Source organism: Flavobacterium beibuense (genome assembly GCF_004151245.1).
GTDB classification, from domain to species: Bacteria; Bacteroidota; Bacteroidia; order Flavobacteriales; family Flavobacteriaceae; genus Flavobacterium; species Flavobacterium beibuense_A.
This window is the reverse complement of the sequence record NZ_JUIW01000013.1, coordinates 1-25,872: the sequence shown is the minus strand read 5'-3', so window position 1 is coordinate 25,872 and position 25,872 is coordinate 1. Positions and strand designations below refer to the sequence as shown.

The window sequence follows — 25,872 nt, the reverse complement described above, 5'->3', positions numbered from 1 at the left end:
AACATGTTTAAGGCTTTTAAGAAACATAAAGATTTAATACTATACAGTTCCAGCCTTGCGTTGCTGCTTTTATTGCTACGCTGGCTGGAATTTCGTTTTTTAGTGCTTAGTACTTCCCTGGATATTTACATTGGTATCATCGCTGCCGTTTTTATGGGGCTTGGTATTTGGCTTGCCTTAAAGCTATTTAAGCCTAAACCAAAAACTATTGTTGTGGAAAAAGAGGTATACGTTACCCCTACTCCGGAATTTGTTCTTAACCAAAAAGAGCTGGATAACCTTAACCTTACCATACGCGAACTTGAAGTTTTAGAACTTATGGCAAAAGGAATGAGCAATAAGGAAATTGCCGACCAGCTTTTTGTATCGCTCAACACAATTAAGACACACTCAGGCAAACTTTTTGAAAAAATGGAGGTTAAACGACGTACTCAAGCCGTTGAAAAAGCTAAAAGACTGAGCATCATACCTTAACACCTATCACCCAAAAGTTGTAATTTTATAAAAAACAGCAAAATCACCCGAAAGGATGAGGCTGTTTTATGTGATATTACTCATTTTTGCACCATAAACAAACAATAAAAACAAATAACAGGTATGACAAAAACTATCTTAACTTACGGTTTAATCGGAGGGGTAATAAGTATCATCGGGTACGTCATTACTTTCCTTACCGGGCACGAGAATATGACAAATGCCATGATTATCGGCTTTGCATCCATGATTGTGGGCTTCTCTTTAATTTTTGTGGGTATTAAAAATTACAGGGATAAACAGGCCGGGGGTTCTATTACATTTCTAAAAGCATTAAAGATGGGACTGCTTATGTCGCTTATTACCTCAACTATATATGTTTTTGTATGGCTTATAATATTTTACAACTATTACCCAAATTTTGCTCAACAGTACGGGGATAAGATCGTTGAACAGATGAGGGAAACAGGAAGTACTGCAGAACAAATAAATGCCCAAATAGCCGAGAATGCAAAATTTGTTGAGAACTACAAAAATCCTTTGATGGTAATACTTTATACGTATGTTGAAATTTTATGGGTAGGAATAATATTTACGTTACTAGCTGCCCTAATACTTAAAAAGAGACCTAAACAAAATAAAGAAGAATTTAAGGCATGGGCAGAATAACAGGAATAGGCGGATTATTTTTCCGTTCACAGGACAGTACGGCATTAAGCCAGTGGTATGAAAAGTATTTCGGGATACACTCGATAGGCAGTGGCAAAATATGGGAACAGGAACAGGGCCCTACGGTATTTGCTCCATTTAAGGCAGACACCAAATATTTTAGCAAAAACCAGCAGTTTATGGTAAACTTCAGGGTTGAAGGACTGGAAGAGTTCCTTGAAATGCTAAAAGCCGATGGAGTACGAATAGATGAAAAACGCGACGAAGCGTCATTTGGTAAATTCGCTTGGGTTTATGATCCGGAAGGAAATAAAATAGAATTATGGGAACCTATTCCCGAAAATGAATAAATAAAGAGCTGTCTCAAGAGTGTCATTTCGAGCGTAACGCAGTGAAGTCGAGAAATCTCAAACCCATATTTAAAGATTTCTCCACAAGGTCGAAATGGAAAAACAGTGCATTTTGCTTTTGAGACAGCACTTTTTTTGTACCCTTAAATAATTTATATTTGTTGTAAACTCTTACAGCATGGACAAGTATTCACAAATAAATGAAAGCATTAGCCGGTATGTTTCTTTTTCCAAAGAAGAACTGGATATTTTAAATTCACTGCTTGAATATAGGGAAGTACCAAAAAAAACCATCATGCTGCATGAAGGGGAAATGTGCAACTTTGAGGCTTTTGTAATTAAGGGCTGTATAAGAAAGTATTATATAGATGCAGGCGGGCAGGAAGTTATACTTCAGTTTGCTATAGAAAACTCCTGGGTTAGCGATATCTCCTTTAGTATTTATGAAAACAGGCCCAGCCATACATTTATTGAAACATTAGAGGATTGTGAACTCCTTATCTTTACTCCAGAAAGCAAAGAAGAGCTTTTTAAAAAAGCCCCAAGATTTGAAAGGGCTTTCAGAATACTGTTATACCGTAATCTTGCCGTTACACAGGACAGGCTTTTTAATACCATAGCTAAAACGGCTGTGGACAAATACCTTGAGTTTTTAGACCACTATCCTACCCTGCCACAGCGTGTAGCTCAGCACTATATAGCCTCATACCTTGGTATTTCTGCAGAATTCCTTAGTAAAGTAAGAGCTAAGATTGCAAAACATTAATATCTACAAATTTTCTATCTAAAATGTATTTCTTGTCCTAGTTCAATGTTTTGGGTTTTAGTATTACGCAACTTTGTACTGTAATATTAAAACAACCGCTACTATGAACCGAAAAGATTTTATAAAGAAAGGACTGATGGGCACAGGAATGTTTGTTGCCTCATCTGCTGTAGGCGATGCGCTTAAAAACGATATAGACGAAATACAACCACTGGAACCTATAGGTTACAACCATCTCCCTAACGAAGATTCTAAAATAACCGAAAGCACAGTTCTTCATAAAGCAAACACACGAGGCCACGCTAATCATGGCTGGTTAGATTCTCACCACACTTTTAGCTTTGCCAACTATTATAATCCCGACAGGATGCACTTTGGTGTACTAAGGGTACTTAATGACGACCGTGTAGATCCGGGAATGGGTTTTGGTACTCACCCGCACGATAATATGGAAATCATTTCCATTCCGCTGGAAGGAGACCTTGAACACAAAGACAGTATGGGCAATACCACGGTTATAAAAAATGGCGATATTCAGGTTATGAGTGCCGGTACAGGTATTTATCACAGCGAATACAACAAGAATAAAGACAAGCTTACCAAGTTTCTTCAAATATGGGTATATCCTAACAAAAGGAATGTTACCCCACGTTATGACCAGATAACACTAAAGGCAGCCGACAGGCAAAACAAAATGCAACAGATACTTTCGCCAAACCCTAATGATGCCGGTGTATGGATCCATCAGGACGCATGGTTCCACTTAGGAAAGTTTGATAAAGATAAAAGCACTAAATATGACTTTAAGAAAAAGGGTAACGGTGTATATGTGTTTGTTTTGGAAGGCGACTTCAGCATTAACGGTATAACCCTTAACCGCAGAGACGGACTTGGCGTATGGGACAGTAACAGTATTACTATAAAGGCTTTAAGTAAAGGTGCCGAAATATTAATAATGGATGTACCAATGACAGTTTAAAAATCAGTAACTTAATACAGAAATTAAATCAATAACAATTAAAAATTAATAAATTATGTCTGCAACTAAATGGGTAATAGACCCTTCACACTCAGAAATAGGATTTAAAGTAAAACACATGATGTTTACTAACGTTTCAGGAAGCTTCCAAAAGTTTGACGCTTACATTGAAACTAACGGAGACGATTTTGAAAATGCTAAAATAGAATTTACCGGAGAGGTTGATTCTATAACAACTGGTAATGCCGACAGGGATGCGCACCTTTTAAGCGCCGACTTTTTTGACGCTGCAAAATTTCCTAAATTAACTTTCTCTGCTACTTCTTTTACTAAAGAAGACGAAGGAGAGTATACTCTTAAAGGAGACCTTACTTTACACGGGGTTACAAAACCGGTAAAACTTGACGTAGAATTTGGCGGACTTGCAAAAGACCCTTGGGGTAATACCAAAACAGGTTTCTCCATTACAGGTAAAATAAACCGTAAGGACTGGGGACTAAACTGGAACTCTGCTCTAGAAGCCGGTGGTGTTCTTGTTGGTGAGGAAGTTAAACTTGCTATAGAATTACAGTTTATTAAACAGTAACTGGTTTACCTTTATATATGTTTCCCGAAACCTGCGGTTCCTTTTAACGGACCGCAGGTTTTTTTATGGACACTAAAAAACTCCCAGTCATAATGGCTGAGAGTTTTATTTATTTCTGTTAATTCTGTTTGAGATTTCTACTTCGTCGAAATGACAACCTGTGTTCGCTTTCGCATTAACAAATAACCAAATTAACGAATCATAATGCTATTCGTCATCCTCAATGGTATGCGATTTAGAATAGGTTCTCCATTTTTCAATACACTCAACCATATCCTGAGGTACTTCGCTGTCAAAACGCATAAACTCTTTTGTCGTAGGGTGCTCAAAACCTAAAGTCTTAGCATGTAGCGCCTGTCTTGGCAGTATTTTAAAACAGTTGTCTATAAACTGCTTGTACTTGGTAAAAGTAGTGCCTTTAAGTATTTTATCTCCGCCATAGCGCGCATCGTTAAATAAGGTATGCCCTATGTGCTTCATGTGTACACGAATCTGGTGAGTACGACCTGTTTCCAGCTGGCACGAAACCACAGTCACATAACCTAGACGCTCTAATACCTTGTAGTGAGTTACGGCATGTTTACCCTGGCTTCCATCGGCAAATACAGCCATTTGCATACGGTCTTTAACGTGGCGGTCTATATTACCTTCAATAGTGCCTTCTTCTTCCTCAATATCTCCCCAAACAATAGCGATATACTCCCTTTCAGATGTTTTATCGGCAAACTGTTTGGTAAGGTGTGCCATAGCCTGCTCGGTCTTGGCAATAACCAAAAGCCCTGATGTATCTTTATCAATCCTGTGTACCAGTCCCCGCCTTTCGCTGCTGTTCATAGGCAGGTTCTCAAAATGATAAGCCAGTGCATTTACCAGCGTACCACTATAGTTACCATGCCCCGGATGCACAACCATACCCGGCTCTTTGTTTATAACAAGAAGCTGGTCGTCTTCATACACTATATCTAACGGAATGTTTTCCGGTGTTAAAAGAAGCTCATACGGCGGGTGCTCCAGTAATACACGCACCACATCGTTAGCCTTAACCTTATAATTGGATTTTACTGCAACATCGTTTACAAATATATTACCATCGGCAGCTGCCTGCTGTATTTTGTTCCTGGTGGCATTTTCCATCAGGTTCATTAAAAACTTATCTACTCTTAGCGGGGCCTGTCCTTTACCTGCTACAAATCGGTGATGCTCATAAAGCTCGTCATCCGGCTCCTGCTCTGTTATAACCTGACTCATTTATATCTTTCTGCTTATTTATTTTTCTTCTTCTGAGCTTCAAGGCATATTATCCCTATCATCGTCAGAGATGTTGTAACCTGTTTTGCCGTCGCCAAGTACAAGGTCAATCTTAGATGCCTTTTTAACCTTATCGCCAGCCTTAACCTTTTTACCGTTTTGTCTCATTTCAAGTACAACATCTTTAGCAAGGTACGGTTTATAAGTAACCTCACCTATTTCAAGGCCTACACTTTTAAGCATAGATTCTGATGCCCTTTTGGTTTTTTGGATAAGATCCGGTAGGTTAATATCATCATAACCGCCTGCGTTAAGCTTAATGTATATCTTACGGTTTTCTTTTACAAAAGCTTTAGGTAGCGGATCCTGTTGTACAATGGCATAAGCAGGATAATCCGGTTTGTAGTCAACCGTATCTACAATAACATAAGTTAATGTTAGAGCTTCAAGCTCTGCTTCGGCCTTATTAACCAATTTCTTTGTCAGGTCGGGCACCTGTATTTTCTGATCGTGGTTAGTGGTGCTGTTAAGCCATTTCATAACGGCAAATACCACAATTACAGTAACTATAAGCGCTATAATTATCTGCTTCAAGAATGCTTTACTTGTCAAAAAGTTTTTAAGGCTCATTTACTATGATTTTTGGCAAAGATATAAATAATACTAAACTTTATAAGTTTAGACAAATAATGATATTTTTGTGTAAGCAAAACCTAATACTTAACGCATTTAGAATGAAAAATGTTGCCATTATCATGGGCGGATATTCCAGTGAATATCAAATTTCCCTTAAAAGCGGGAATGTTGTGTACCAATTTCTGGACAAAACAAAATACAATCCCTACCGCCTGCACATCCTTAAGGACAAATGGGTAATGGTAGACGACGAAAGTAACGAATACCTTGTGAACAAACATGATTTCTCTGTTGATTACAACGGAAAAAAGGTAACTTTTGATGCGGTTTTCAATGCCATTCACGGTACACCCGGCGAAGACGGACTAATGCAGGCTTACCTTCAGTTGCTTAATATTCCGCAAACCTCATGCGATCCCTACCAGGCAGCATTAACCTTTAACAAGAGGGATTTGCTTTCGGTTTTAAAACCATACGGAATCAAAACTGCGGTATCGCATTACCTAAATCTGGGCGACGAAATAAACGAACAGGCCATTATTGATAAGGTAGGATTACCATGTTTTGTTAAACCAAACAGATCAGGGTCAAGCTTTGGTATCTCTAAAGTTAAGACGAAAGAAGAGCTTAGTCCTGCTATAGAAAAAGCATATAAAGAAGATAACGAGATTATCATTGAAAGCTTTCTTGACGGTACAGAGGTATCGGTAGGTGTAATTAATTATGGTGGTGTGGTTACTGTACTTCCTATTACGGAAATAGTATCTGAAAACGACTTTTTTGATTATGAAGCCAAATATCTGGGGCAGTCGCAGGAAATAACTCCGGCAAGAATATCTGATGAACTTACACAAAAAGTAAACAGCGTGGCAAAACGCGTTTATGAAATATTAAAAATGGACGGCTTTTCTCGCAGTGAGTACATCATTGTGAATGATGAGCCTTACCTGCTTGAAATGAATACCGTACCGGGACTTACTACCGAGAGTATCCTGCCGCAACAGGCACGCGAAGCTGGTATTTCGTTACCACAGCTATTTGATAATGCCATAGAACAGGCTTTGGCAAAAAAATAAAATATATGAAAACAGCAGTATTTCCGGGATCGTTCGACCCTATTACCCTTGGGCATTATGACATTATTAAAAGAGGCGTAAAGCTTTTTGATAAGGTTATTATAGCCATTGGGATTAATGCCGAAAAAAAATATATGTTCCCGTTGGAAGAACGCAAACGCTTTATAGAAGAAGCCTTTAAGGATCAGCCCAAAGTAGAGGTTATTACTTATGAAGGCCTAACCATAGACCTTTGCCAAAAAGTAGGTGCCCAGTTTATACTGAGAGGGCTTAGAAACCCGGCCGACTTTGAATTTGAAAAGGCTATTGCACACACTAACCGCGAACTGTCTAAAATAGAAACCGTATTCCTGCTTACGGCAGCAAGAACATCTTACATAAGCTCAAGCATTGTAAGGGATGTGCTGCGCAACGGTGGTGATTATACTATTTTAGTTCCCGATTCGGTTAGGGTAAAATAATGATTATGAAAAAATCGCTTGTATTAATCCTGTTCTCCCTGCAGCTTATGGCACAAAATAACGACAAGTACCTTACTCCGTATGAAAAAGGCAACGGCAACCAAACGGCAACTTATGCCGAGACCATTGCTTATTTTAAAATGCTTGACAATAGCTTTGAAACCATACAGATGGTGCCCATGGGGCTTACCGATAGTGGTGAGCCGTTACATATCGTGATTTTTGATCCACAAAAGAACTTTGATTTTAAAGCGATACACAAAAACAGGGCTGTTTTATTATTAAACAATGGTATACATCCGGGTGAACCCGACGGCATAGATGCTACGATGATGCTTTATCGTGACCTTGCCACAGGTAAACTAAAAACACCCGAGAATACGGTTATTGTAAACATTCCAATATATAACATAGGCGGTGCACTAAACCGCAACTCCCACACCCGTGCCAACCAAAACGGACCGGAGAGCTATGGTTTTAGGGGCAATGCCCGCAATTATGACCTTAACAGGGACTTCCTGAAATCGGACACCAAAAACAGCAGGAGCTTTGCTGAGATTTTCCAAAAGGTAAACCCCGATGTGTTTATAGACAATCATGTTAGCAATGGTGCCGACTATCAGTATACATTTACCTATATTGCTACCCATCACCAAAAACTGGGTGGGGAGCTGGGCACTTATTTTAAAAATGATATGCTCCCTGCAATTCTTGCCGACATGAAAAAACAGGGTACTGAAGCGACTCCTTATGTAAACATACACGACCAAAAGCCCGATGGCGGTTTTGAACAGTTTATGGATTACCCAAGATATTCTACAGGGTATGCCTCTATGTTCAACACCATTGGCTCTATGCCCGAAACACACATGCTTAAGGATTATGCACCGCGTGTTAAGGTGACTTACGATTATATGGTGGCTTCTATAGATTATATAGAAAAGAACTATAAAAATATAAAACAGCTTCGTGCCGAGAACCTTAAAAACTACCAACCGGGTATGAAATATACCCTGCTATGGGAACTGGACAAAACCCAGGTAACCCAACTGGAGTTTTTAGGTTATGAAGGTGATTACAAAACTAGTGAGGTCTCGGGAAAACCAAGGTTGTATTATGACAGATCCAAGCCGTTTAAAAAGAATTTACCTTATTATCAGGAATACAGTCCGGTAAAAGAGGTTACTATTCCTGAGGCTTATATTGTACCTAAATCATGGTGGAATGCCATAGAACTTTTAAAGCTTAACGGTATAGACATGCAGCCTCTGGACAGGGATATGGAAATTGAGGTGGAAAGCTATAGTATAATTGATTATAAAACGAGCTCTAACGCTTATGAAGGTCACCACCCTCATAACAGCACTAAGGTATCCGTAAAAACAGAAAAAGTTCAGTTTCATAAAGGCGATTTTATAATCAGTACTAAACAGCCTAATGTAAAATATCTGCTGGAAACCTTAGAGCCTGAAGCGCCTGATTCCTACTTTAACTGGAACTTTTTTGATGCCATACTGCAACAAAAAGAATATTTCTCTGCTTATGTATTTGAAGATACCGCTGCAAAACTGCTTAAGGATGATCCCAAACTAAAAGCGGCGTTCGAGAAAAAGAAACAGGAAGACAAAGCCTTTGCAGAGAGCGGCGAAGCACAACTGGACTGGATTTACAGGCAATCGGTTTACTACGAGAAATCTTATTTACAATATCCTGTTTACAGGAAAATGAAATAATAAAAAAAGCAGGCTTTTATACCTGCTTTTTTTATTTGTAAGAAATATTTTTCTTTATTTTTATGGAAATTACTTTTCCATGACTTTCACCTTACACTTCCGTTTGTTTATTTATGTTGTTTTAGGCTTTATAGTTTTTACTATAATAGGCGCAGTCACCCACGAAGCCGGACACTACATAGTTGCCAAAAAACTGGGTTATGAAGCAAAAATAAGATATGCTTCAATGCATTATGAAAATACAGATTATGAAACATTTCGTAATTTTCATTTTAAAAACGAAGAAGTTTTAAAAAGTAGAACGGATAAGGCTGTTATGAAAAAATATTCTATTCTTATGCATAAAGCTCGTAAAAGTGCTAACCTTGTAACACTTGGCGGACCTGTTCAAACTATCATAACGGGAACTTTAGGTTTTTTACTGCTTTGGTTTAACCGAAAAAAAATAGGAAACAAACTAACATTATTGCAATGGTCATTTGTTTTTATGGCTTTCTTCTGGACAAGACAAGTTGCCAATTTTTTTATCGGGCTATACTTTTTGGTTATCAGAGGAGAATGGACTTCTCAGGGAGACGAGACCAATATATCAGAATACTTTAGGTTACCGATATGGTCTCTTAATGCTATTACTGCTACAATAGCAATAGTACTGCTTTTAATTGTGGTATTTAAATTAATACCCAAACAGCAACGGTTCACTTTTATACTAGGTGGACTTACAGGAAGCATTATTGGTTTCCCGTTATGGATGAAGCTCCTTGGACCTGCTATCCTTCCGTAGGTACTTTCATGTTCTCAAATAACAGTTTGATGTTTTCATAAGAATTGGTCAAAGCCTCTTTAATCTGCTCAGGGTTAAGCCAGGCTACTTTTTCTATTCCTTCGTTCTCCTGTGCCTGTAGTTTACCCTTGTAATCGCTTTTCATTTCATACCAATGGGTAACCTTTAGCTTATAGTTTCCGTTTCTTTTAAAAACGTGATAGGTTTTTTGCAGCTTTTGGGTAATCTTAAGGTTTTTTACGCCGGTTTCTTCCTCAACTTCACGTAGTGCGGCATCTTCTATGCCCTCCCCTTTTTCAATTCCACCTTTAGGCAGGTCCCATTTTCCGTTACGAAAAATAAAAAGCACCTCCCCTTTTTTGTTGTATACGAGTCCGCCTCCGGCCTTTGCCACCGGAATTTTCTCTTTAAGCTTCTTTAAGGTTTCTTTCTCATCGGGATGATAAAGAAAAGCTTTTTTAACCTTATTATTAAACATGCTTATAATAAGCTGCTCAATATCAACACTCTCTAACAGAAACATTTTAAAATCTGTTTCCTTCTCCACCTGGTTAGTTAAAAAAAGTGGCTTATCGTTAACAAAAACTTTATACATTTGTACTATGATTTTTAATACAGATACCGCTAAAAAAACAGCCGAATTGCTTTTACAAATAAACGCAATTAAATTAAATCCTAAAAATCCTTTTACATGGGCTTCAGGATGGAAGTCTCCAATATATTGTGATAACAGGATTACGCTGTCGTTCCCCCCGATAAGAAACTTTATCAGAGAGGAGTTTGCAAAACATATAGAGAAAGAATATGGTAAGCCCGATGTAATTGCCGGAGTAGCTACCGGAGCCATTGGTATAGGTATGCTTGTGGCAGAACTTATGGGACTTCCGTTTGTTTATGTTCGTCCTGAACCTAAAAAACACGGACGCCAGAATCAAGTAGAAGGCTTTTTACAAAAAGGCCAGAACGTGGTTGTGGTAGAAGACCTTATAAGTACAGGAAAAAGCAGCCTTATGGCAGTAGAAGCTTTAAAAGAGGCCGGTGCTAACGTAAAAGGTATGGTTGCCATTTTTACTTATGGTTTTGACGTATCGGTACAAAATTTTAAAAATGCAGGGGTAAGACTAAATACTCTAGGTAATTATGATACCCTTTTAGACTTAGCGGTTGCTAAAAAATACATTACCGAAGACGAGCATGATACCCTTAAGGAGTGGAGAAAAACCCCTGATACCTGGGGACAGTAATTAATTTAGCTCAAAACATAATATGAATTTAGAAAGCCCTAAAGTAACGGTTGAAAAACCTGCACAATATATTTTTGATGCGCTTAGCGACGTAAAGAATTTTGAAAAACTTATGCCGGACAACATTGCAAAGTTTGAGGTTACCGGAGATGAGTCTTTTATTTTTGCATTAAAAGGCATGCCTGAAATTAAACTTAAAATGAAGGAAAAAGCTGCCCCAAACAAACTGGTTCTTGGTGCTGCAAGCGATAAGCTTCCTTTTACCTTAACAGGTAACATTGATTCTGTATCAGATTCTTCAAGCGAAGTTCAGCTAAAATTTGAAGGTGAGTTTAATGCCATGATGGCCATGATGGTAAAAGGCCCTATAACCAAATTCATCGAGACACTTGCAAACAACATGCATAAGCTGTAACCAGCAATAAATACAAAACAAAAAAGCCTTTTAGTTAGCCTAAAAGGCTTTTTTTATTACTTTTATCAAAATGAAATTTTTTAATTATCAGATGAAAAGAATTATTACTGTTTTAGTTTTCACTTTAGGATTAATAAGTGCTAGTGCTCAGGATGCCAATACCCAAAAAACAATGCTTACTCAGGTAAACAAGATGGGAAATGCATTTATTACAAAAGACTACAGCAAGTTTGCAGACTTCACATACCCAAAAGTCCTGAAAAATATGGGCGGAAGGGCTAAAATGATTGAAAATATTAAAAAGGAAGTTGAAGGACTGGAAAAAGACGGCATGACATTCTTATCTATGGATTACGGATCACCTTCAAAAATATACAAAGTAGATAATACGCTGCAGTGCACACTGGTACAAATGATAAAACTGAAAGTTGAGGGTGGTACCCTGACAAGTAATTCTGTACTTCTTGCAATTTCAGAAAATGAAGGCAAAAACTGGTATTTCTTAGACACGGCAGGTTTTAACCTTCCTACTATGAAAACACTTATACCAAACCTAAGTGACGAACTGGAAATTCCCGGCAGAATGGATCCCGTTTTTGAACCGGATGAAAAAAAGGAGTAATGTCTAAAATTATTGCTCATATAACCGATACGCATCTTGGCGACCCTACTGCCATAGACAGGGGGGCTAACCCAAAGAAGAACCTTAAAGCCGTATTAGAACATATTGCTTTAGACAAGTTTGATGATATTGTTGTTACCGGCGATCTTGCCGATAAAGAAAACCTTGAGTGGTTTTTTGAAAAGCTGGAAAACTATAAGTCCGGATTTAAAATAACATTAGGCAATCACGACATTTTTTCTCAGCTAATTCCTTTTTACAAAAGCACTAAAACCGAGGGTGAAGATGAGTTGTATTATTCTCATGAGGATGAATTCTATAAATACATTTACATGGATTCCTCTTCGGGTGAAATAAGCGAACCCCAGTTAGCATGGCTTTCGCAGGAAATAAATACCCTAAAACATATAGTCCTTTTTGTACACCACCCTATTTTAGGTTTCCCTACGGGAATGGATACAACCTATCCGCTTAAAAACAGGGATACAGTGAACAATATATTACAGGAAAGCAGGCATAACATAACCGTTTTTTGCGGCCACTACCATATGCCTGACAAACGAACCGACAGAAAAATAACCCAATACATTACTCCCTCTACTGCGTTTCAGGTAAAAAAGAATTCACCAACCATAGAAATCAATACCAACTCTTTTGCATACCGAATAATAACACTGGAAGAGAACCGTATAAAAACAAGCCTTGTCACTAATTTCTATGACAGGTTTACACAAAAATCCGGTTAAAAATTTTATAAAGTAATACCATACTACCACTGTTTTAAGTAACTTACCATAAAACTCACCTAATTATGAAAAACTCAGACGACTTTGAATTTGAATACAACCTGGATGACGATATGGGAATGCAGGAACTGGTAGAAATTCACGTGGGCGATTTGAATCTGCCAACAGGAAAAATTATTGCGTCCGACCCTTTCTTTACCTACGATCAGCGTCCGTTTAAGCGAAGTGTACTACCAGACAAGTATCCGGTATATATTTATATGGCACAAATAGACGAAGAGCATTACAGGGTAGCCTATGCTAAAATTAAGTTCAGGACCGAGGAAGCCTCAAAATGGGTGCTTGCAGTTACTGATGATATTACCAAAGACGAACTTAACGAACTGGGAGAAGATGAATTTTTCGGTTTTCCGGTAGACTCAGGACTTGCGTGTTTTCTTGACGAAGAAACCAACGCTCAGCTTAATGCAAAAATGGATGCCCTTTTAGAAAAAGACCCTGAATCTAATTATTATGATGAAGTACTTTCGGAAGAGTTTAAAGCCTATTCATCAAAAAATAAGTTCTCGAGAAGTTTAGGCGACTGGAACGACCATCGCCCAGATAAGGATTCTGACAATAATGTAATAATGTTCTCATCCGGCTGGGGAGACGGCTACTACCCTTCTTATTGGGGATTAAACGAAAACGGCGACAATGTAGAGCTTGTAATTGACTTTCTAATCAATGAGTTTGAAGAAGATGACAATGATGAGGATTATGATTAATAAAGCATTTGCAGCTCTTTAATCTTAAACTCTGCCATAGTGTCGTCTTCAAGTAGTAACTCAAGGTTTCCGCTTCTTGTAACACCCTGTATAATACCCATAAATTTTTTATCATCCTTTTCAAAAGGCATTGGCACCCCTATTTTATAAAGGTTTTTATGGTAAGCTACCCATAGCGGGTCTACATTTTTATGAAGCAAAGAAGCAACATTGCGCTTAAGGTTTGTTACAATATTTTCAAGAACATCAGTTTTGTCAAACTCATGCCCGCAAGCTACTGCTAATGATGACGCTTTAGGCAACCCCTCAAAGTCAGTTTGATTAACATTAAGCCCTATGCCCACAACCGAAAAAATCTCACCGCTGTTCTTAATGCTGTTCTCTATAAGTATGCCTCCAATCTTTTTGTTGCCTGCCAAAATGTCGTTAGGCCATTTAACCGAAAGTTTATCAACATTGTGCTTTTCAAGTGCCTGCAAAATACTTACGGCAACAGCAACATTAAGATTAAATATCTCGTTGATACCAAGAAGCAAATCTTTAATTAACACACTAAACGTAAGGTTTTTACCCGGTGCGGTGTTCCATTTGGCTCCCATTTGCCCTTTACCTTTAGTTTGGCTCTCGGCAACAACAACAGTAAAGTTTTCCAGATACTGTGTCCCCGACAGCGTTTTTAAATAGTCGTTAGTGGAGTTAATGGCATTGAGTTTGATAATATTCATTAAAAAACAAAATAACTTTTTTTAATACCTTATTAGGGTCAAAAGTAAATACAAAAAATGATAACTTTGTAGAATATATAAAATTTTAAATGGCAAAAAAGAATATAAGCACCGATGTATTGTTAGCAAACATCATTAAAGGAATCGAAGAAGTTAAGGGTAGTGATATAGATATTCTGGATTTAAGAGCAATCGATAATACCGTGTGCGATTACTTTGTTATTTGCAACGGTACCTCAAATACACAGGTGAACGCTATTGTTCACTCAGTTCAAAAAACAGTTTCCAAAGAGTTAAAGGACAAACCATGGCATGTTGAAGGAACAGAAAACGGCGAATGGGTACTAATGGACTATGTAAACATCGTAGTTCATGTATTTCAAAAGCATATTCGTGAGTACTACAACATAGAAAGCCTTTGGGGTGATGCCAAAATTACTTCAATAGGAAACAACTACTAATAAAAAAAAATTCATGTCAAAAGATAATAAACCAAATAAGTTGAAGGTAAGCCCATGGCTTATATACGGCGGTATTTTCTTAATGTTTCTGGCTATCAATTTTTCATTGAACGGTTCAATGTTAAACAGGTCAAAAACAATTTCGCTTTCAAAGTTTTATGAATATCTTGACAGCGGACAGATAGATAAAGTTGTTTCAAACAATAGCCAGGTAGAAGTCTACCTTAAAGAAGAGGCTTTAAAAAGCAAAGAACACGAAGGTGTAAGTGAAAATTTCCTTGGAGAGCTTAATAAAGGTCCTCAATATAGTGTAAACAAAGGTCCTAAAAATGAAATTTTCGACCAAAAACTTGATGAGGCCAAACAAGCCGGGAAGATCAACGATTATTCTGTTGAACCGGAAAGCATGATGGGCGACCTGTTGCTTACATTACTACCAATTGTTGTACTTATAGCATTATGGGTTTTCATGATGCGAAGAATGGCAGGTGGCGGCACCGGAGGTGGCGGAGGCCAGATATTTAATATCGGTAAATCTAAAGCCAAGCTTTTTGACGAGAAAAACGACATTAAGGTAACTTTTAAAGATGTTGCCGGTCTTGAAGGAGCTAAGGAAGAAATACAGGAAATTGTAGAGTTCCTTAAAAACCCTGAAAAATATACCAGCATAGGTGGTAAAATACCTAAAGGAGCATTACTTGTAGGTCCTCCGGGAACAGGTAAAACTCTACTTGCCAAGGCAGTTGCCGGCGAAGCTAAAGTACCTTTCTTCTCCCTTTCAGGTTCTGATTTTGTTGAGATGTTTGTAGGTGTAGGAGCTTCAAGGGTAAGAGACCTTTTCAAACAGGCTAAAGAAAAATCTCCTGCTATCATCTTTATCGATGAGATTGATGCAGTAGGACGTGCACGTGGTAAAAACAACTTCTCCGGTTCTAACGATGAACGTGAGAATACACTTAACCAGTTACTAACAGAAATGGATGGTTTTGGTACTAATACAAACGTAATTGTATTGGCAGCTACTAACCGTGCCGATGTATTGGATAAAGCATTAATGCGTGCAGGACGTTTTGACAGACAGATTTATGTAGATCTTCCGGATATCAGGGAGCGTAAAGAGATTTTTGAAGTACACTTAAAGCCGCTTAAAAAATCGGAAAATCTGGATACAGAGTTCCTTGCAAAACAAACACCTGGATTCTCTGGTGCCGATATTGCAAACGTTTGTAACGAAGCTGCACTAATCGCTGCAAGAAAAGATAAAAAATCAGTAGACAAACAGGATTTCCTTGATGCTGTAGACAGGATTGTAGGTGGTCTTGAAAAGAAAAATAAAATTATAACTGCTGAGGAGAAAAGAGCTATTGCCGTACACGAAGCAGGTCACGCAACTGTAAGCTGGATGCTAGAGCACGCTGCGCCGCTTGTTAAGGTTACTATTGTACCGCGCGGACAAAGCCTTGGTGCTGCATGGTACCTGCCGGAAGAGCGCTCTATTGTAAGGCCGGATCAAATGCTTGACGAAATGTGTGCCACAATGGGCGGACGTGCTGCCGAAAAAGTTATCTTCAATAAGATATCTACAGGAGCACTTAGCGACCTTGAAAAGGTTACTAAACAGGCAAGAGCAATGGTTACTATATATGGTCTTAACGATAAGTTAGGGAATATTACCTACTACGATTCATCAGGACAAAGCGAGTACAATTTCTCTAAACCATACTCTGAAGAGACAGCAAAGGTTATTGACGGAGAAATATCAGTACTTATAGAAGATCAATATAAAAGAGCTATAAATATACTTGAAGAGAACAGGGACAAGCTTTTAAAACTGGCTGACATCCTTATCGAAAAAGAAGTTATATTTAAAGACGACCTTGAAGATATTTTTGGCAAAAGGCCTTATGAAAGACCAGATGCAGAAGTAGTTACAGAGGCATAAGCTCTAATTATCATAAATTATAGTAAAAATCTTAATTCAGTACCCGTATTGAATTAAGATTTTTTTATCTTTGGTTGAAATCTACAGAAAAACGCGAATAATTAGGTATGAGTCTTTTCAGAAAAATTTTTGGTACCCCCAATGATGCTTCAAACGAGGATAAAAACATGGAAACCAGTCCGTTTTTACCCGAGAAAGAAATACCTGCTGATGAATTATTCACCCACAACTTCAGAAAAAACGGCGGAAAATTTTTATACTGCGACAACCTTACTGAGGTTCACGACCAGTTTTTGAACATTTTAGAGGAAAATGACTGGTTTGAATGTGAAGTCTTATGTTTTGAACCTAAGCTTTACAGTTTACTGGACGAAAATAAACTTGAATACAATAAACCTTCTAAGCCACGCTTTTTATTAGCAAGCTGCGAGAACCTTATTGCCGACGAAGGCTCTATACTGTTTTCATCAAACCAGATAAAACAGAACAAGCCTAACGAGCTCCCTGCAAATATTGTAATATTTGCCACAACCAGCCAGATTTTAAATTCTAAAAGCGACGGCCTTAGGGAAATCAAGAAGAAATACGACAGGGAATACCCTACCAACATCACCACTATTAAATACTTTGAAAAAGCCAAAGAAGAAGACTTCCTTCATTATGGAAGTGCGGCAAAAAACCTGTACCTTCTTCTGTTGGAAGACATGTAATAATGAACGAAAGCGTAACAAGGACACTATCAGGAATTGTATACATAATCCTGCTTATAGCCTCTACCCTATATTCCGAAATAAGTTTCTTAGTCCTTTTTGGGCTTTTTATGCTTCTGTCGGTTTTAGAGTTTTGCAATCTTGTTGGCTTCAATAAGCTTCATGCCGTGCTTTTGGCAGCCTTATTCATTATCTATACTCTTTTTGCAAAAAATAGTCTGGGAAACAACATTACCATAAACCTGGCCACATTAATAATTTCGGTCATCTTAATACTGGACCTGTTTAAAAATGGGGCATCAGGCCAAAGAAACGATATAGCGAAAGCAGTATTACTTATTGGTTATGTAATACTTCCGTTTGTATTACTTGCTAAATATCCTTTTAAAGGAGCAGAATACAATCCTTATTTAATAATAGGCGCGTTTATAATAATATGGACTAACGATACTTTTGCTTATATAATAGGCAAAACAATGGGTAGGACTAAACTGTTTGAACGCATTTCACCTAAAAAAACCATAGAAGGCTTTTTAGGAGGATTAATATTTGCGCTTATAGGAAGTTACATACTTAGTATCTTTTATAATTTTCAGTCGGCAGCCGTATGGATGGGCGCCGGAACTATCCTTGTAATCTTCGGTACACTGGGCGATTTGGTGGAGTCTAAATTCAAGCGTGTTGCCGGTGTGAAGGACAGCGGTAATATTATGCCGGGTCACGGAGGTATACTTGACAGGCTGGATAGTATTATTTTTGCAATACCTTTTCTATTTTTGTATTATCAAATAATAAATTATGTTTCATAAAGAAGGAGCCAAAATCATTTTAGGGTCGCTGGCAATAACAGTAGTAATTGTTTTACTGGCAGAAAAGTTTATAGACAATTACTGGCTATTAAAATTTATAGAAGTATTTGCACTTGTATTCATGGTGCTTATACTACAGTTTTTTAGAAACCCTAAACGCCCTGTTGATGCAGCAGACCACATTATTATTGCACCGGTAGACGGTAAGATTGTAGTTATAGAAGAGGTATATGAGCCTGAGTATTTTAAAGACAAACGTTTACAGGTTTCAATCTTTATGTCTCCCATCAACGTACACGTAACGCGGTATGCGGTAAACGGACTGGTTAAATTCAGTAAATACCACGCGGGTAAATACCTTGTGGCATGGCACCCAAAAGCCAGCGAAGAAAACGAGCGTACAACTGTAGTTATTGAGAACAGGATATTTGGCGATATACTGTACAGGCAAATTGCAGGTGCACTGGCCAGAAGGATTGTTAACTATGCTAAAGAAGGTATGCATGTGGTACAGGGTACCGATGCCGGTTTTATAAAATTTGGGTCAAGAGTGGATTTATTCTTACCTTTAGGTACAGAAATAAACGTTGAGCTTAACCAAAAAGCTATAGGCGGTAAAACCATAATAGCAAAAAAGGCCTAAATGCAGGAGAAAGATTTAGACACCCTGTTTCATGAAGCTTATGAAAAGGCTTCAAACATGACAGAGGCTTTACCTCAGGATGTCATGCTGAAGATTTATGCTTATTACAAACAGGCAACACTGGGCGATGCTAACAAAAGCTATTATCAGTCTTACGACCTTAGAAATGCTTTTAAAATGAATGCATGGATGCAGATAAGGCATTTAAGTGCAGACGAAGCCAAACAGTATTATATCGATCTTATAAATTCTCTAATTAAATAAAATTACTATCATGAAAAACGTAAAGATGATCTTTTCGGCTTTAGTATTGGTTGCATCAATGCAATCGTGCAAAGAAAAAAGTGATCTGCAGGAAGTAGTTGAAGTTCCCGAAGCAGAAAAAACCGAAGCACCGGCTATGGGTAATCCTGATGATGTAAAGGCAGAAGGAAAATTCCAAATGGTTAAGCTTGGGTATGCTTATAATGCTCTGGAGCCTTATATAGATGCTAAAACTATGGAAACCCACTACTCTAAACACCATGTGGGCTATACCAACAAATTAAATAAAGCCGTTGCAGGAACTCCCCTTGAAAGCAAAACTATCGAGGAAATCCTTAAAGGTATGGATATGGAAAACAAAAACCTTAGAAACAATGCCGGGGGTTACTACAACCATAACCTATACTGGGAAGTTATGGCTCCAAATGCAGGAGGAGAACCTAAAGGTCCCCTTGCAGAAGCTATAAACAGAGACTTTGGTTCTTTTGACAGCTTTAAGGAAAAATTCAGCGATGCTGCTGCTACACAATTTGGTTCAGGATGGGCTTGGTTATATGTAGATGCTAACGGTAAACTGGCTGTAGGGCAAACTCCTAATCAGGACAACCCTTTAATGCCTAATGTTGGTATTTCAGGAACTCCTATATTAGCGATAGATGTTTGGGAACATGCTTACTACCTGCACTACCAAAACAAAAGACCTGATTACATCTCTAATTTTTACAATGTTATAAACTGGGATGCAGTAGCTAAAAAATTTGATGCCGCTACAGCAAAATAATATTTTGCCGTTAAAAATATAAATCCGCCCATGTGGCGGATTTTTTTATTCAAAAAATGAATGCTTCAATTGACTTTTTGAAAAAAAAAGCGGACTTTTGAAACTCTTAACATAATCTTAAAATGAAACGTATAATTCCTTTTGCATTACTGCTAATAATGGCTTCATGCCAAAAAGAAGAAAAAAAAGTTGTAGACCATGAAAAAAGTGACTGGGCAAAGTATGAACTTAAAGGCAATGTAGAAAGCCTTAGTGAAAAATCATACGAGCTTGTAGACGGCACTATGGAAAGAGGAAAACCAATGCGTGAGGTAAAGTACAGCCATGATTTTGATCTTTTCTTTAATGACGAGGGCAAACTAGTGTTGGAGAAAAAATGGCTGAAAGGTGACACTCCGTATGAAGAAACGACTTTTGACGGAAAGGATAAAACACTTTCTATTGTTCAGTACATGTCGGGCAAGCCATTTATGAATACTGAATACGTGTGGGACAAGGCAAACAACAATACTTCAATCATTAAAAAGAATTCAGGGACTGAAACTCAGTTAACCAGAACCGACATGACTTTTGAAAACGGTAATATGGTTGAAGAACTAAAGTACAACGGACAGGACATCCTTATGGATAAAACCGTTTATCTGTATGACGAAAACGGCAACGTAAAGGAAGAACACTCCTATCTTAAAACTGAAACTGTACAATTTAAAAATATAAATGAGTATGATGAGAATGGCAGAATCATTTCTATCGTTCGCTATAATAAAGACAATAAAATTGAGTATACCACTACTTATGCTTATGATGGCGACAACCTGATTGCTAAAGAAACAATTGATGGTGATGGCAAAGTGAGCAGTGTTAACAAATATACTTATGACAAAGGTAATCTGATAAAAGAGTATATGTATGACGGCTACGACAAGTCTGAAAATACTACAGAGCACCACTACGATGCCAATAACCATAAAATAGGCACTATAATGCGCCAGAATGACAAGATCACTTATAAGGCCGGATATGCTTATGACGACAAAGGAAATATGTCACTAATTACCGTTACAGACGATAAGGAAACTGTTATAGAATCTAAGAGCTACAAATATGAATATGATGCTAAAGGAAACTGGACATCAAAAATCATATCTATAAACGATAAACCTTCTATTATAGTAGAAAGGACTTTTAAATACTTTGAATAAGATATTATTAAAATAAAAAAGAGCAGCTTAATAGCTGCTCTTTTTGTTATATAGAAATTCTTTTATTTAAGACTTTCAAGACTTTGCTGTATTGTAGCAATTTTAGCCAATGCATCAGCCTCTTTCTGGCGCTCTATGGCTACAACTTTCTCAGGTGCACCACTAACAAACTTCTCGTTAGAAAGTTTAGCCTGAACCGATTTTAAGAAGCCCTGGTTGTATTTAAGTTCTTCTTCCAGCTTAGCTATCTCCTCCTCAATATTTACATTACCCGAAACAGGAACAAAATACTCGTTAGACTTAACCCTAAAGGTAAGTGCCCCGTTTACTTTATCTGTAACATATTCTAATCCGGAAACATTTCCAAGCTTTTCGATAATAGTATCAAAAAAGTCAGAAGACTTATCGTTATTAATAACTTTAAGTTCAATAGTATCCTTAAATGGTATATTCTTGTCTTTTCTTATAGTCCTTAAACCGGCAATAACCTCTGCTGCTTGGTCAAAATCAGCAATAAGCTTTTCGTCATACTGTTTTGCTTCCGGCCATTTTGCAACAATAAGGGCTTCTTCAGCTGTTCTCTCTGCAATATGCTGCCATATCTCTTCCGTAAGGAAAGGCATAAACGGGTGAAGCAGTTTAAGGTTGTTTTCAAGCATCTCTATTGCCTTATCAAACGTAACCCTGTCAATCGGCTGCTGATAACCGGGTTTAATCATTTCAAGGAACCATGAGCAGAAATCATCCCACACCAGCTTATAGATAGCCATAAGAGCATCAGATATTCTGTATTTCTCAAAATGATCTTCAATTTCAGCTAAAGTTCTCTGTAGCTTGGCCTCATACCATTCTATCGCTTTTTTAGCATATTCCGGTTGCTCAATATCACTTACCTCCCAGCCTTTTATAAGCCTGAAAGCATTCCAAATCTTAGTGGTAAATCCTTTACCCTGATTACACAACTCCTCATCAAAAAGAATATCGTTTCCTGCAGAAGCACTTAAAAGTAGCCCCACACGAACACCATCGGCACCAAACTTATCAATAAGGTCAAGCGGATCTGGTGAGTTACCTAACGATTTAGACATTTTTCTCCTTTGCTTATCCCTAACAAGACCAGTAAGGTAAACATTGGTAAATGGCTTCTCCCCTGCATATTCATAACCTGCAATAATCATCCTTGCTACCCAGAAGAAAAGAATATCAGGACCCGTAACAAGATCGTTAGTAGGATAATAATATTTGTACTGCTCATTTTCCGGATCCATAATCCCTCCAAATACAGCCATAGGCCATAACCATGAAGAGAACCATGTATCAAGAGCATCAGGATCCTGGTTAAGGTCTCCAGCAGTAAGGGATGCATTACCTGTTCTCTGCTTAGCAAGCTCAAGAGCTGCTTCCGGAGTCTCGGCAACTACAAAATCTTCTTTTCCGTCTCCAAAGTAGTAAGCAGGTATTTGCTGTCCCCACCATAGCTGACGCGATATATTCCAGTCACGGATATTTTCCATCCAGTGACGGTAAGTATTATCAAAACGTTTCGGGTAAAGTTTAACCTCTTCCGTTTCTAAAACTGCTTTTATAGCAGGCTTAACCAAATCTTCCATCTTAAGGAACCATTGGTCAGAAAGCCTTGGCTCAATAACAGCCTTAGTCCTTTCAGAAGTACCAACTTTATTAATATGATTTTCTATTTTCTCAAGATTTCCTATTGTCTCAAGTTCTTTGGCAATCTCATCCCTTACAACAAAACGGTCTTTACCGGCATAATGAAGTCCGTAGCTGTTAAGCGTAGCATCTTCATTAAATATATCTATAATCTCAAGGTTGTGTCTTTCGCCGAGTTCTTTATCGTTAAAATCGTGAGCCGGGGTTACCTTTAGGCATCCAGTACCAAACTCCATATCAACATACTCATCAAATATGATAGGAATTACACGGTTTGCTATAGGAACAACAGCTTTTTTACCTTTAAGATGCGTATAGCGCTCATCATTAGGGTTAATACAAATAGCAGTATCCCCTAAAATTGTTTCAGGACGTGTAGTTGCAATAATTACAAAATCTTCCGAACCTTCAATCTGGTATTTAAGATGATAAAGCTTACCCTGTCTTTCTTCATAGATAACCTCTTCGTCAGAAAGTGTCGTTTTAGCCTCCGGATCCCAGTTAACCATCCTGTATCCTCTGTAAATAAGCCCTTTGTTGTATAAGTCAACAAACGAACGGATTACTGAAGCTGACATATCAGGATCCATAGTAAACTTAGTACGTTCCCAGTCACAAGAAGCTCCCAGTTTTTTAAGCTGATCAAGAATTACACCTCCGTATTTGTCGGTCCATTCCCATGCGTGCTTTAGGAACTCTTCACGTGTAAGATCGCTTTTGTTTATACCTTCCGCTTTAAGCTTAGCAACAACTTTAGCCTCGGTAGCAATAGAAGCGTGATCGGTACCCGGCACCCAGCAGGCATTAAAGCCTTTAAGCCTTGCCCTTCTTATTAATACATCCTGAATGGTATTGTTAAGCATGTGCCCCATGTGAAGCACGCCTGTTACGTTTGGCGGAGGTATTACTATGGTGTACGGTGTTCTTTGGTCCGGCTCAGAATGAAAGTAATTGTTCTTCATCCAGTAGTCGTACCATTTCTTCTCAACTGCTTTAGCATCAAATTGTGCAGGTATCGTCATAACTATCTGTAAAATAATATCTTAAAAGATTTATGGTCTGATTTTTGTAAAATGTATGCAAAAGTAACCATATAAGTACAAATTAAAAAAAAGAGTACTGAATATTTGCTCTTTATTTAAAACTATTTACTTTTACTAAAATTACTAAACAAAAAATTAACCAAAATGAAAAAGTTTTTAGGATTAATAGCTATACTTTTTATCAGTTTAGCTGCAAATGCTCAAACAGGTGCCCGGATGGAATTGAAAACCGATACCATTGACTATGGCACTGTTAGCAAAGAAACAGATAACGGGTTAAGAGTTTTTGAATTTACAAATACAGGTGACGAACCTCTTATCATTAAAGATGTAAAATCTACCTGCGGATGTACGGTTCCAACAAAACCTAAAGACCCTATTCAACCTGGGGAGACAGGAAAAATTGAAGTAAAATACAATATGAATCCGGGACCAATAAGAAAAACCATCACTGTATATTCTAATGCAACAAATTATCCTGACGGAGTTGTGGCACTTAAAATAAAAGGCGAAGTGGTAAAACAGGAACCGGCTAATATACTGGAGAAGAAAAAATCACTTCCTAACCAGTAATTTAGGTATAACAAATAAAAAGCCCCTGCAGTAGCAGGGGCTTTTTATTTTCAGTCAATTCATTAAATTTTGCTATAAGTCTGAATAAGATGAATTTAATATTATTAAGTTTCTAAAAAAAGTCGCAAATTTGCGCATCAAAAAAATTAAAATTCAATACAATGCCTAAAGTTTCAAATAAAGGCCAGCAAATGCCTGAGTCTCCAATAAGAAAATTGGTTCCTTATGCAGAGGCTGCAAAGAAAAAAGGCCACAAGGTATATCACCTTAATATAGGCCAACCGGATATCAAAACTCCGGAAGTTGCTTTGGAAGCTATAAAAAACAATTCGGTTAAGATATTAGAGTATAGCCACTCTGCCGGATTTGAAAGTTACAGAAACAAACTTGCTGATTACTACCAAAATCATGGAGTATCGGTTAATGCTGCCGATATTATCATTACAACAGGCGGTTCTGAAGCTTTACTTTTCGCTATGGGTAGCACTATGGATCAGGGAGACGAAATTATTATTCCTGAACCGTTCTATGCTAACTATAATGGTTTTTCAACAGCTTCGGGCGTTAAAGTTGTTCCTGTAATTTCTACAATAGATGAAGGTTTTGCACTTCCTCCAATTGCCGATTTTGAGAAACTTATCACTCCTAAAACCAAGGCTATCCTAATATGTAACCCTGGTAACCCAACAGGATACCTATACACCCAGGAAGAAATACAACAGCTTGCAGAGCTTGTTAAGAAACATGACCTTTTCCTAATTGCCGATGAAGTTTATCGTGAATTTACTTATGACGGAGACAAACATTACTCTGTAATGAATGTACCGGGTATTGAGGAAAATGCAATCATGATTGATTCTGTTTCTAAAAGATACAGTATGTGCGGAGCAAGAATAGGATGCATTGTTTCTAAAAATAAAGAAGTAATGACTACTGCAATGAAATTTGCTCAGGCAAGGCTAAGCCCTCCTACTTTTGCTCAGATAGCAAGTGAGGCAGCACTTGAAACACCTCAAAGCTATTTTGATGAAGTTATCAGCGAGTACAAAGAGCGCAGAGATACTTTAATCAGTGAGCTAAATAAAATTGAAGGTGTTAAGGTTGCTACACCTAAAGGTGCTTTTTATTGCATCGCTAAGCTTCCTGTTAAAAATGCAGATAACTTTGCACAATGGTTACTTGAGAAATTTGACTTTAACGGAGAGACTGTAATGGTTGCTCCTGCTGCAGGTTTCTATTCTTCACCTAATGTTGGTTTAGATGAAATAAGAATTGCTTATGTTCTTAAGAAAGAAGATCTGATCCGTTCTGTAGAGATTCTTAAAGAAGCTCTTAAACAATACAACAACTAAGAAGAGCTTTTTATATTATAAAACGAAAAGGAATGCACGTGCATCCCTTTTTTTATTCTATTTAATTAAAACAAAACAGGCAGCCCGTGGGCTGCCTGTTTTTTATCATTTGTTTATCGTCTTATCTCTTCAGTGAGAAG

Annotated in this window: 30 protein-coding genes; 25 read left to right on the top strand and 5 right to left on the bottom strand. The window is 37.8% G+C overall.

The genetic code is table 11. The features are described 5' to 3' along the window. Positions 1-3 precede the first annotated feature (3 nt). The 6 genes from NU09_RS16350 (at position 4) to NU09_RS16325 (ending at position 3,824) form a co-directional block, all read left to right on the top strand. Positions 4-474 (top strand): response regulator transcription factor, encoded by a 471-nt coding sequence (locus NU09_RS16350; RefSeq protein ID WP_129752387.1) that lies wholly within the window; start codon positions 4-6, stop codon positions 472-474. A gap of 123 nt (positions 475-597) precedes the next feature. Next, positions 598-1,143, top strand: a complete 546-nt coding sequence (locus NU09_RS16345; RefSeq protein WP_129752386.1) for a DUF4199 domain-containing protein — start codon at positions 598-600, stop codon at positions 1,141-1,143. Next, complete coding sequence (locus NU09_RS16340) at positions 1,131-1,493, top strand: VOC family protein (RefSeq protein WP_129752385.1); 363 nt, start codon at positions 1,131-1,133, stop codon at positions 1,491-1,493. Before NU09_RS16345 ends, NU09_RS16340 begins: the two co-directional genes overlap by 13 nt. Positions 1,494-1,671: 178 nt before the next feature. After that, the gene (locus NU09_RS16335; RefSeq protein WP_129752384.1) at positions 1,672-2,259 is read left to right on the top strand and encodes a Crp/Fnr family transcriptional regulator; all 588 of its coding nucleotides are present in this window, start codon (positions 1,672-1,674) and stop codon (positions 2,257-2,259) included. Between the two features lie 103 nt (positions 2,260-2,362). After that, the gene (locus NU09_RS16330) at positions 2,363-3,238 is read left to right on the top strand and encodes a pirin family protein (RefSeq protein ID WP_129752383.1); all 876 of its coding nucleotides are present in this window, start codon (positions 2,363-2,365) and stop codon (positions 3,236-3,238) included. A 55-nt stretch (positions 3,239-3,293) separates the two neighbouring features. Next, positions 3,294-3,824, top strand: a complete 531-nt coding sequence (locus tag NU09_RS16325) for a YceI family protein (RefSeq protein ID WP_129752382.1) — start codon at positions 3,294-3,296, stop codon at positions 3,822-3,824. A gap of 207 nt (positions 3,825-4,031) precedes the next feature. Here the strand turns inward: NU09_RS16325 and NU09_RS16320 are convergent, their stop codons facing one another. Both NU09_RS16320 and NU09_RS16315 read right to left on the bottom strand, forming a co-directional pair. Next, positions 4,032-5,072 carry an RluA family pseudouridine synthase gene (locus NU09_RS16320; protein WP_129752381.1) on the bottom strand — a complete coding sequence of 347 codons (1,041 nt, stop codon included), beginning with the start codon at positions 5,070-5,072 and terminating at the stop codon, positions 4,032-4,034. Positions 5,073-5,111: 39 nt separating this feature from the next. After that, positions 5,112-5,702, bottom strand: a complete 591-nt coding sequence (locus NU09_RS16315; protein WP_129752380.1) for a PASTA domain-containing protein — start codon at positions 5,700-5,702, stop codon at positions 5,112-5,114. A 104-nt stretch (positions 5,703-5,806) separates the two neighbouring features. On the opposite strand from NU09_RS16315, the gene NU09_RS16310 reads away from it, so the two are divergent. From NU09_RS16310 to NU09_RS16295, 4 genes are all read left to right on the top strand, one after another. Beyond that, a complete protein-coding gene (locus tag NU09_RS16310) occupies positions 5,807-6,784 on the top strand; it encodes a D-alanine--D-alanine ligase (protein WP_129752379.1) in 978 nt (325 codons plus the stop codon). 5 nt (positions 6,785-6,789) lie between these two features. Beyond that, on the top strand, positions 6,790-7,245 hold the full coding sequence (coaD, locus tag NU09_RS16305; protein WP_129752378.1) for a pantetheine-phosphate adenylyltransferase: 456 nt from the start codon (positions 6,790-6,792) through the stop codon (positions 7,243-7,245). A 5-nt stretch (positions 7,246-7,250) separates the two neighbouring features. Next, the gene (locus tag NU09_RS16300; RefSeq protein WP_129752377.1) at positions 7,251-8,978 is read left to right on the top strand and encodes a M14 family metallopeptidase; all 1,728 of its coding nucleotides are present in this window, start codon (positions 7,251-7,253) and stop codon (positions 8,976-8,978) included. A 79-nt stretch (positions 8,979-9,057) separates the two neighbouring features. Beyond that, positions 9,058-9,762: a hypothetical protein gene (locus NU09_RS16295; protein ID WP_129752376.1), complete on the top strand. Its 705-nt coding sequence runs from the start codon at positions 9,058-9,060 to the stop codon at positions 9,760-9,762. On the opposite strand, the gene NU09_RS16290 is transcribed toward NU09_RS16295, so the two are convergent. Beyond that, complete coding sequence (locus NU09_RS16290) at positions 9,749-10,357, bottom strand: NUDIX hydrolase (protein WP_129752375.1); 609 nt, start codon at positions 10,355-10,357, stop codon at positions 9,749-9,751. The two genes, NU09_RS16295 and NU09_RS16290, sit on opposite strands and share 14 nt — an antisense overlap. Positions 10,358-10,364: 7 nt before the next feature. On the opposite strand from NU09_RS16290, the gene pyrE reads away from it, so the two are divergent. The 5 genes from pyrE to NU09_RS16265 all read left to right on the top strand — a co-directional run bounded on the left by pyrE (position 10,365) and on the right by NU09_RS16265 (position 13,556). Beyond that, the gene (gene pyrE / locus NU09_RS16285; RefSeq protein WP_129752374.1) at positions 10,365-11,006 is read left to right on the top strand and encodes an orotate phosphoribosyltransferase; all 642 of its coding nucleotides are present in this window, start codon (positions 10,365-10,367) and stop codon (positions 11,004-11,006) included. A 22-nt stretch (positions 11,007-11,028) separates the two neighbouring features. Then, on the top strand, positions 11,029-11,421 hold the full coding sequence (locus tag NU09_RS16280) for an SRPBCC family protein (RefSeq protein ID WP_129752373.1): 393 nt from the start codon (positions 11,029-11,031) through the stop codon (positions 11,419-11,421). 91 nt (positions 11,422-11,512) lie between these two features. Continuing rightward, positions 11,513-12,043, top strand: coding sequence for a hypothetical protein (locus NU09_RS16275; protein ID WP_129752372.1), 531 nt, complete (start codon positions 11,513-11,515; stop codon positions 12,041-12,043). Next, the gene (locus NU09_RS16270) at positions 12,043-12,789 is read left to right on the top strand and encodes a metallophosphoesterase family protein (RefSeq protein ID WP_129752371.1); all 747 of its coding nucleotides are present in this window, start codon (positions 12,043-12,045) and stop codon (positions 12,787-12,789) included. Before NU09_RS16275 ends, NU09_RS16270 begins: the two co-directional genes overlap by 1 nt. Before the next feature lie 65 nt (positions 12,790-12,854). Then, positions 12,855-13,556, top strand: a complete 702-nt coding sequence (locus NU09_RS16265) for a DUF4241 domain-containing protein (RefSeq protein WP_129752370.1) — start codon at positions 12,855-12,857, stop codon at positions 13,554-13,556. On the opposite strand, the gene NU09_RS16260 is transcribed toward NU09_RS16265, so the two are convergent. Then, complete coding sequence (locus NU09_RS16260; RefSeq protein WP_129752369.1) at positions 13,553-14,281, bottom strand: biotin--[acetyl-CoA-carboxylase] ligase; 729 nt, start codon at positions 14,279-14,281, stop codon at positions 13,553-13,555. The genes NU09_RS16265 and NU09_RS16260 overlap by 4 nt on opposite strands. Positions 14,282-14,370: 89 nt before the next feature. On the opposite strand from NU09_RS16260, the gene rsfS reads away from it, so the two are divergent. From rsfS to NU09_RS16220, 8 genes are all read left to right on the top strand, one after another. Beyond that, positions 14,371-14,742: a ribosome silencing factor gene (gene rsfS / locus NU09_RS16255; protein ID WP_129752368.1), complete on the top strand. Its 372-nt coding sequence runs from the start codon at positions 14,371-14,373 to the stop codon at positions 14,740-14,742. A 13-nt stretch (positions 14,743-14,755) separates the two neighbouring features. After that, positions 14,756-16,684 (top strand): ATP-dependent zinc metalloprotease FtsH, encoded by a 1,929-nt coding sequence (ftsH, locus tag NU09_RS16250; RefSeq protein WP_129752367.1) that lies wholly within the window; start codon positions 14,756-14,758, stop codon positions 16,682-16,684. Positions 16,685-16,791: 107 nt separating this feature from the next. Next, entirely contained in the window at positions 16,792-17,394 is a 603-nt protein-coding gene (locus tag NU09_RS16245; protein ID WP_129752366.1) for a lactate utilization protein B/C, read from the top strand. Positions 17,395-17,396: 2 nt separating this feature from the next. Then, a complete protein-coding gene (locus NU09_RS16240) occupies positions 17,397-18,203 on the top strand; it encodes a phosphatidate cytidylyltransferase (protein WP_129752365.1) in 807 nt (268 codons plus the stop codon). Further along, positions 18,193-18,846, top strand: coding sequence for a phosphatidylserine decarboxylase family protein (locus tag NU09_RS16235; RefSeq protein ID WP_129752364.1), 654 nt, complete (start codon positions 18,193-18,195; stop codon positions 18,844-18,846). The genes NU09_RS16240 and NU09_RS16235 overlap by 11 nt, the downstream gene beginning before the upstream one ends. Further along, positions 18,847-19,110, top strand: a complete 264-nt coding sequence (locus NU09_RS16230; protein WP_129752363.1) for an acyl-CoA-binding protein — start codon at positions 18,847-18,849, stop codon at positions 19,108-19,110. Positions 19,111-19,120: 10 nt separating this feature from the next. Continuing rightward, positions 19,121-19,891 (top strand): superoxide dismutase, encoded by a 771-nt coding sequence (locus tag NU09_RS16225; protein WP_129752362.1) that lies wholly within the window; start codon positions 19,121-19,123, stop codon positions 19,889-19,891. Positions 19,892-20,013: 122 nt separating this feature from the next. Next, positions 20,014-21,093 (top strand): RHS repeat domain-containing protein, encoded by a 1,080-nt coding sequence (locus NU09_RS16220; RefSeq protein ID WP_129752361.1) that lies wholly within the window; start codon positions 20,014-20,016, stop codon positions 21,091-21,093. Positions 21,094-21,155: 62 nt separating this feature from the next. Here NU09_RS16220 and NU09_RS16215 read toward each other — a convergent pair whose 3' ends face one another. Further along, positions 21,156-23,786 (bottom strand): valine--tRNA ligase, encoded by a 2,631-nt coding sequence (locus tag NU09_RS16215; RefSeq protein WP_129752360.1) that lies wholly within the window; start codon positions 23,784-23,786, stop codon positions 21,156-21,158. A 165-nt stretch (positions 23,787-23,951) separates the two neighbouring features. Between NU09_RS16215 and NU09_RS16210 the strand changes: the two genes are divergently transcribed. Further along, entirely contained in the window at positions 23,952-24,380 is a 429-nt protein-coding gene (locus NU09_RS16210; RefSeq protein ID WP_129752359.1) for a DUF1573 domain-containing protein, read from the top strand. A gap of 161 nt (positions 24,381-24,541) precedes the next feature. Further along, complete coding sequence (locus NU09_RS16205) at positions 24,542-25,732, top strand: pyridoxal phosphate-dependent aminotransferase (protein WP_129752358.1); 1,191 nt, start codon at positions 24,542-24,544, stop codon at positions 25,730-25,732. Positions 25,733-25,872: the final 140 nt, after the last annotated feature.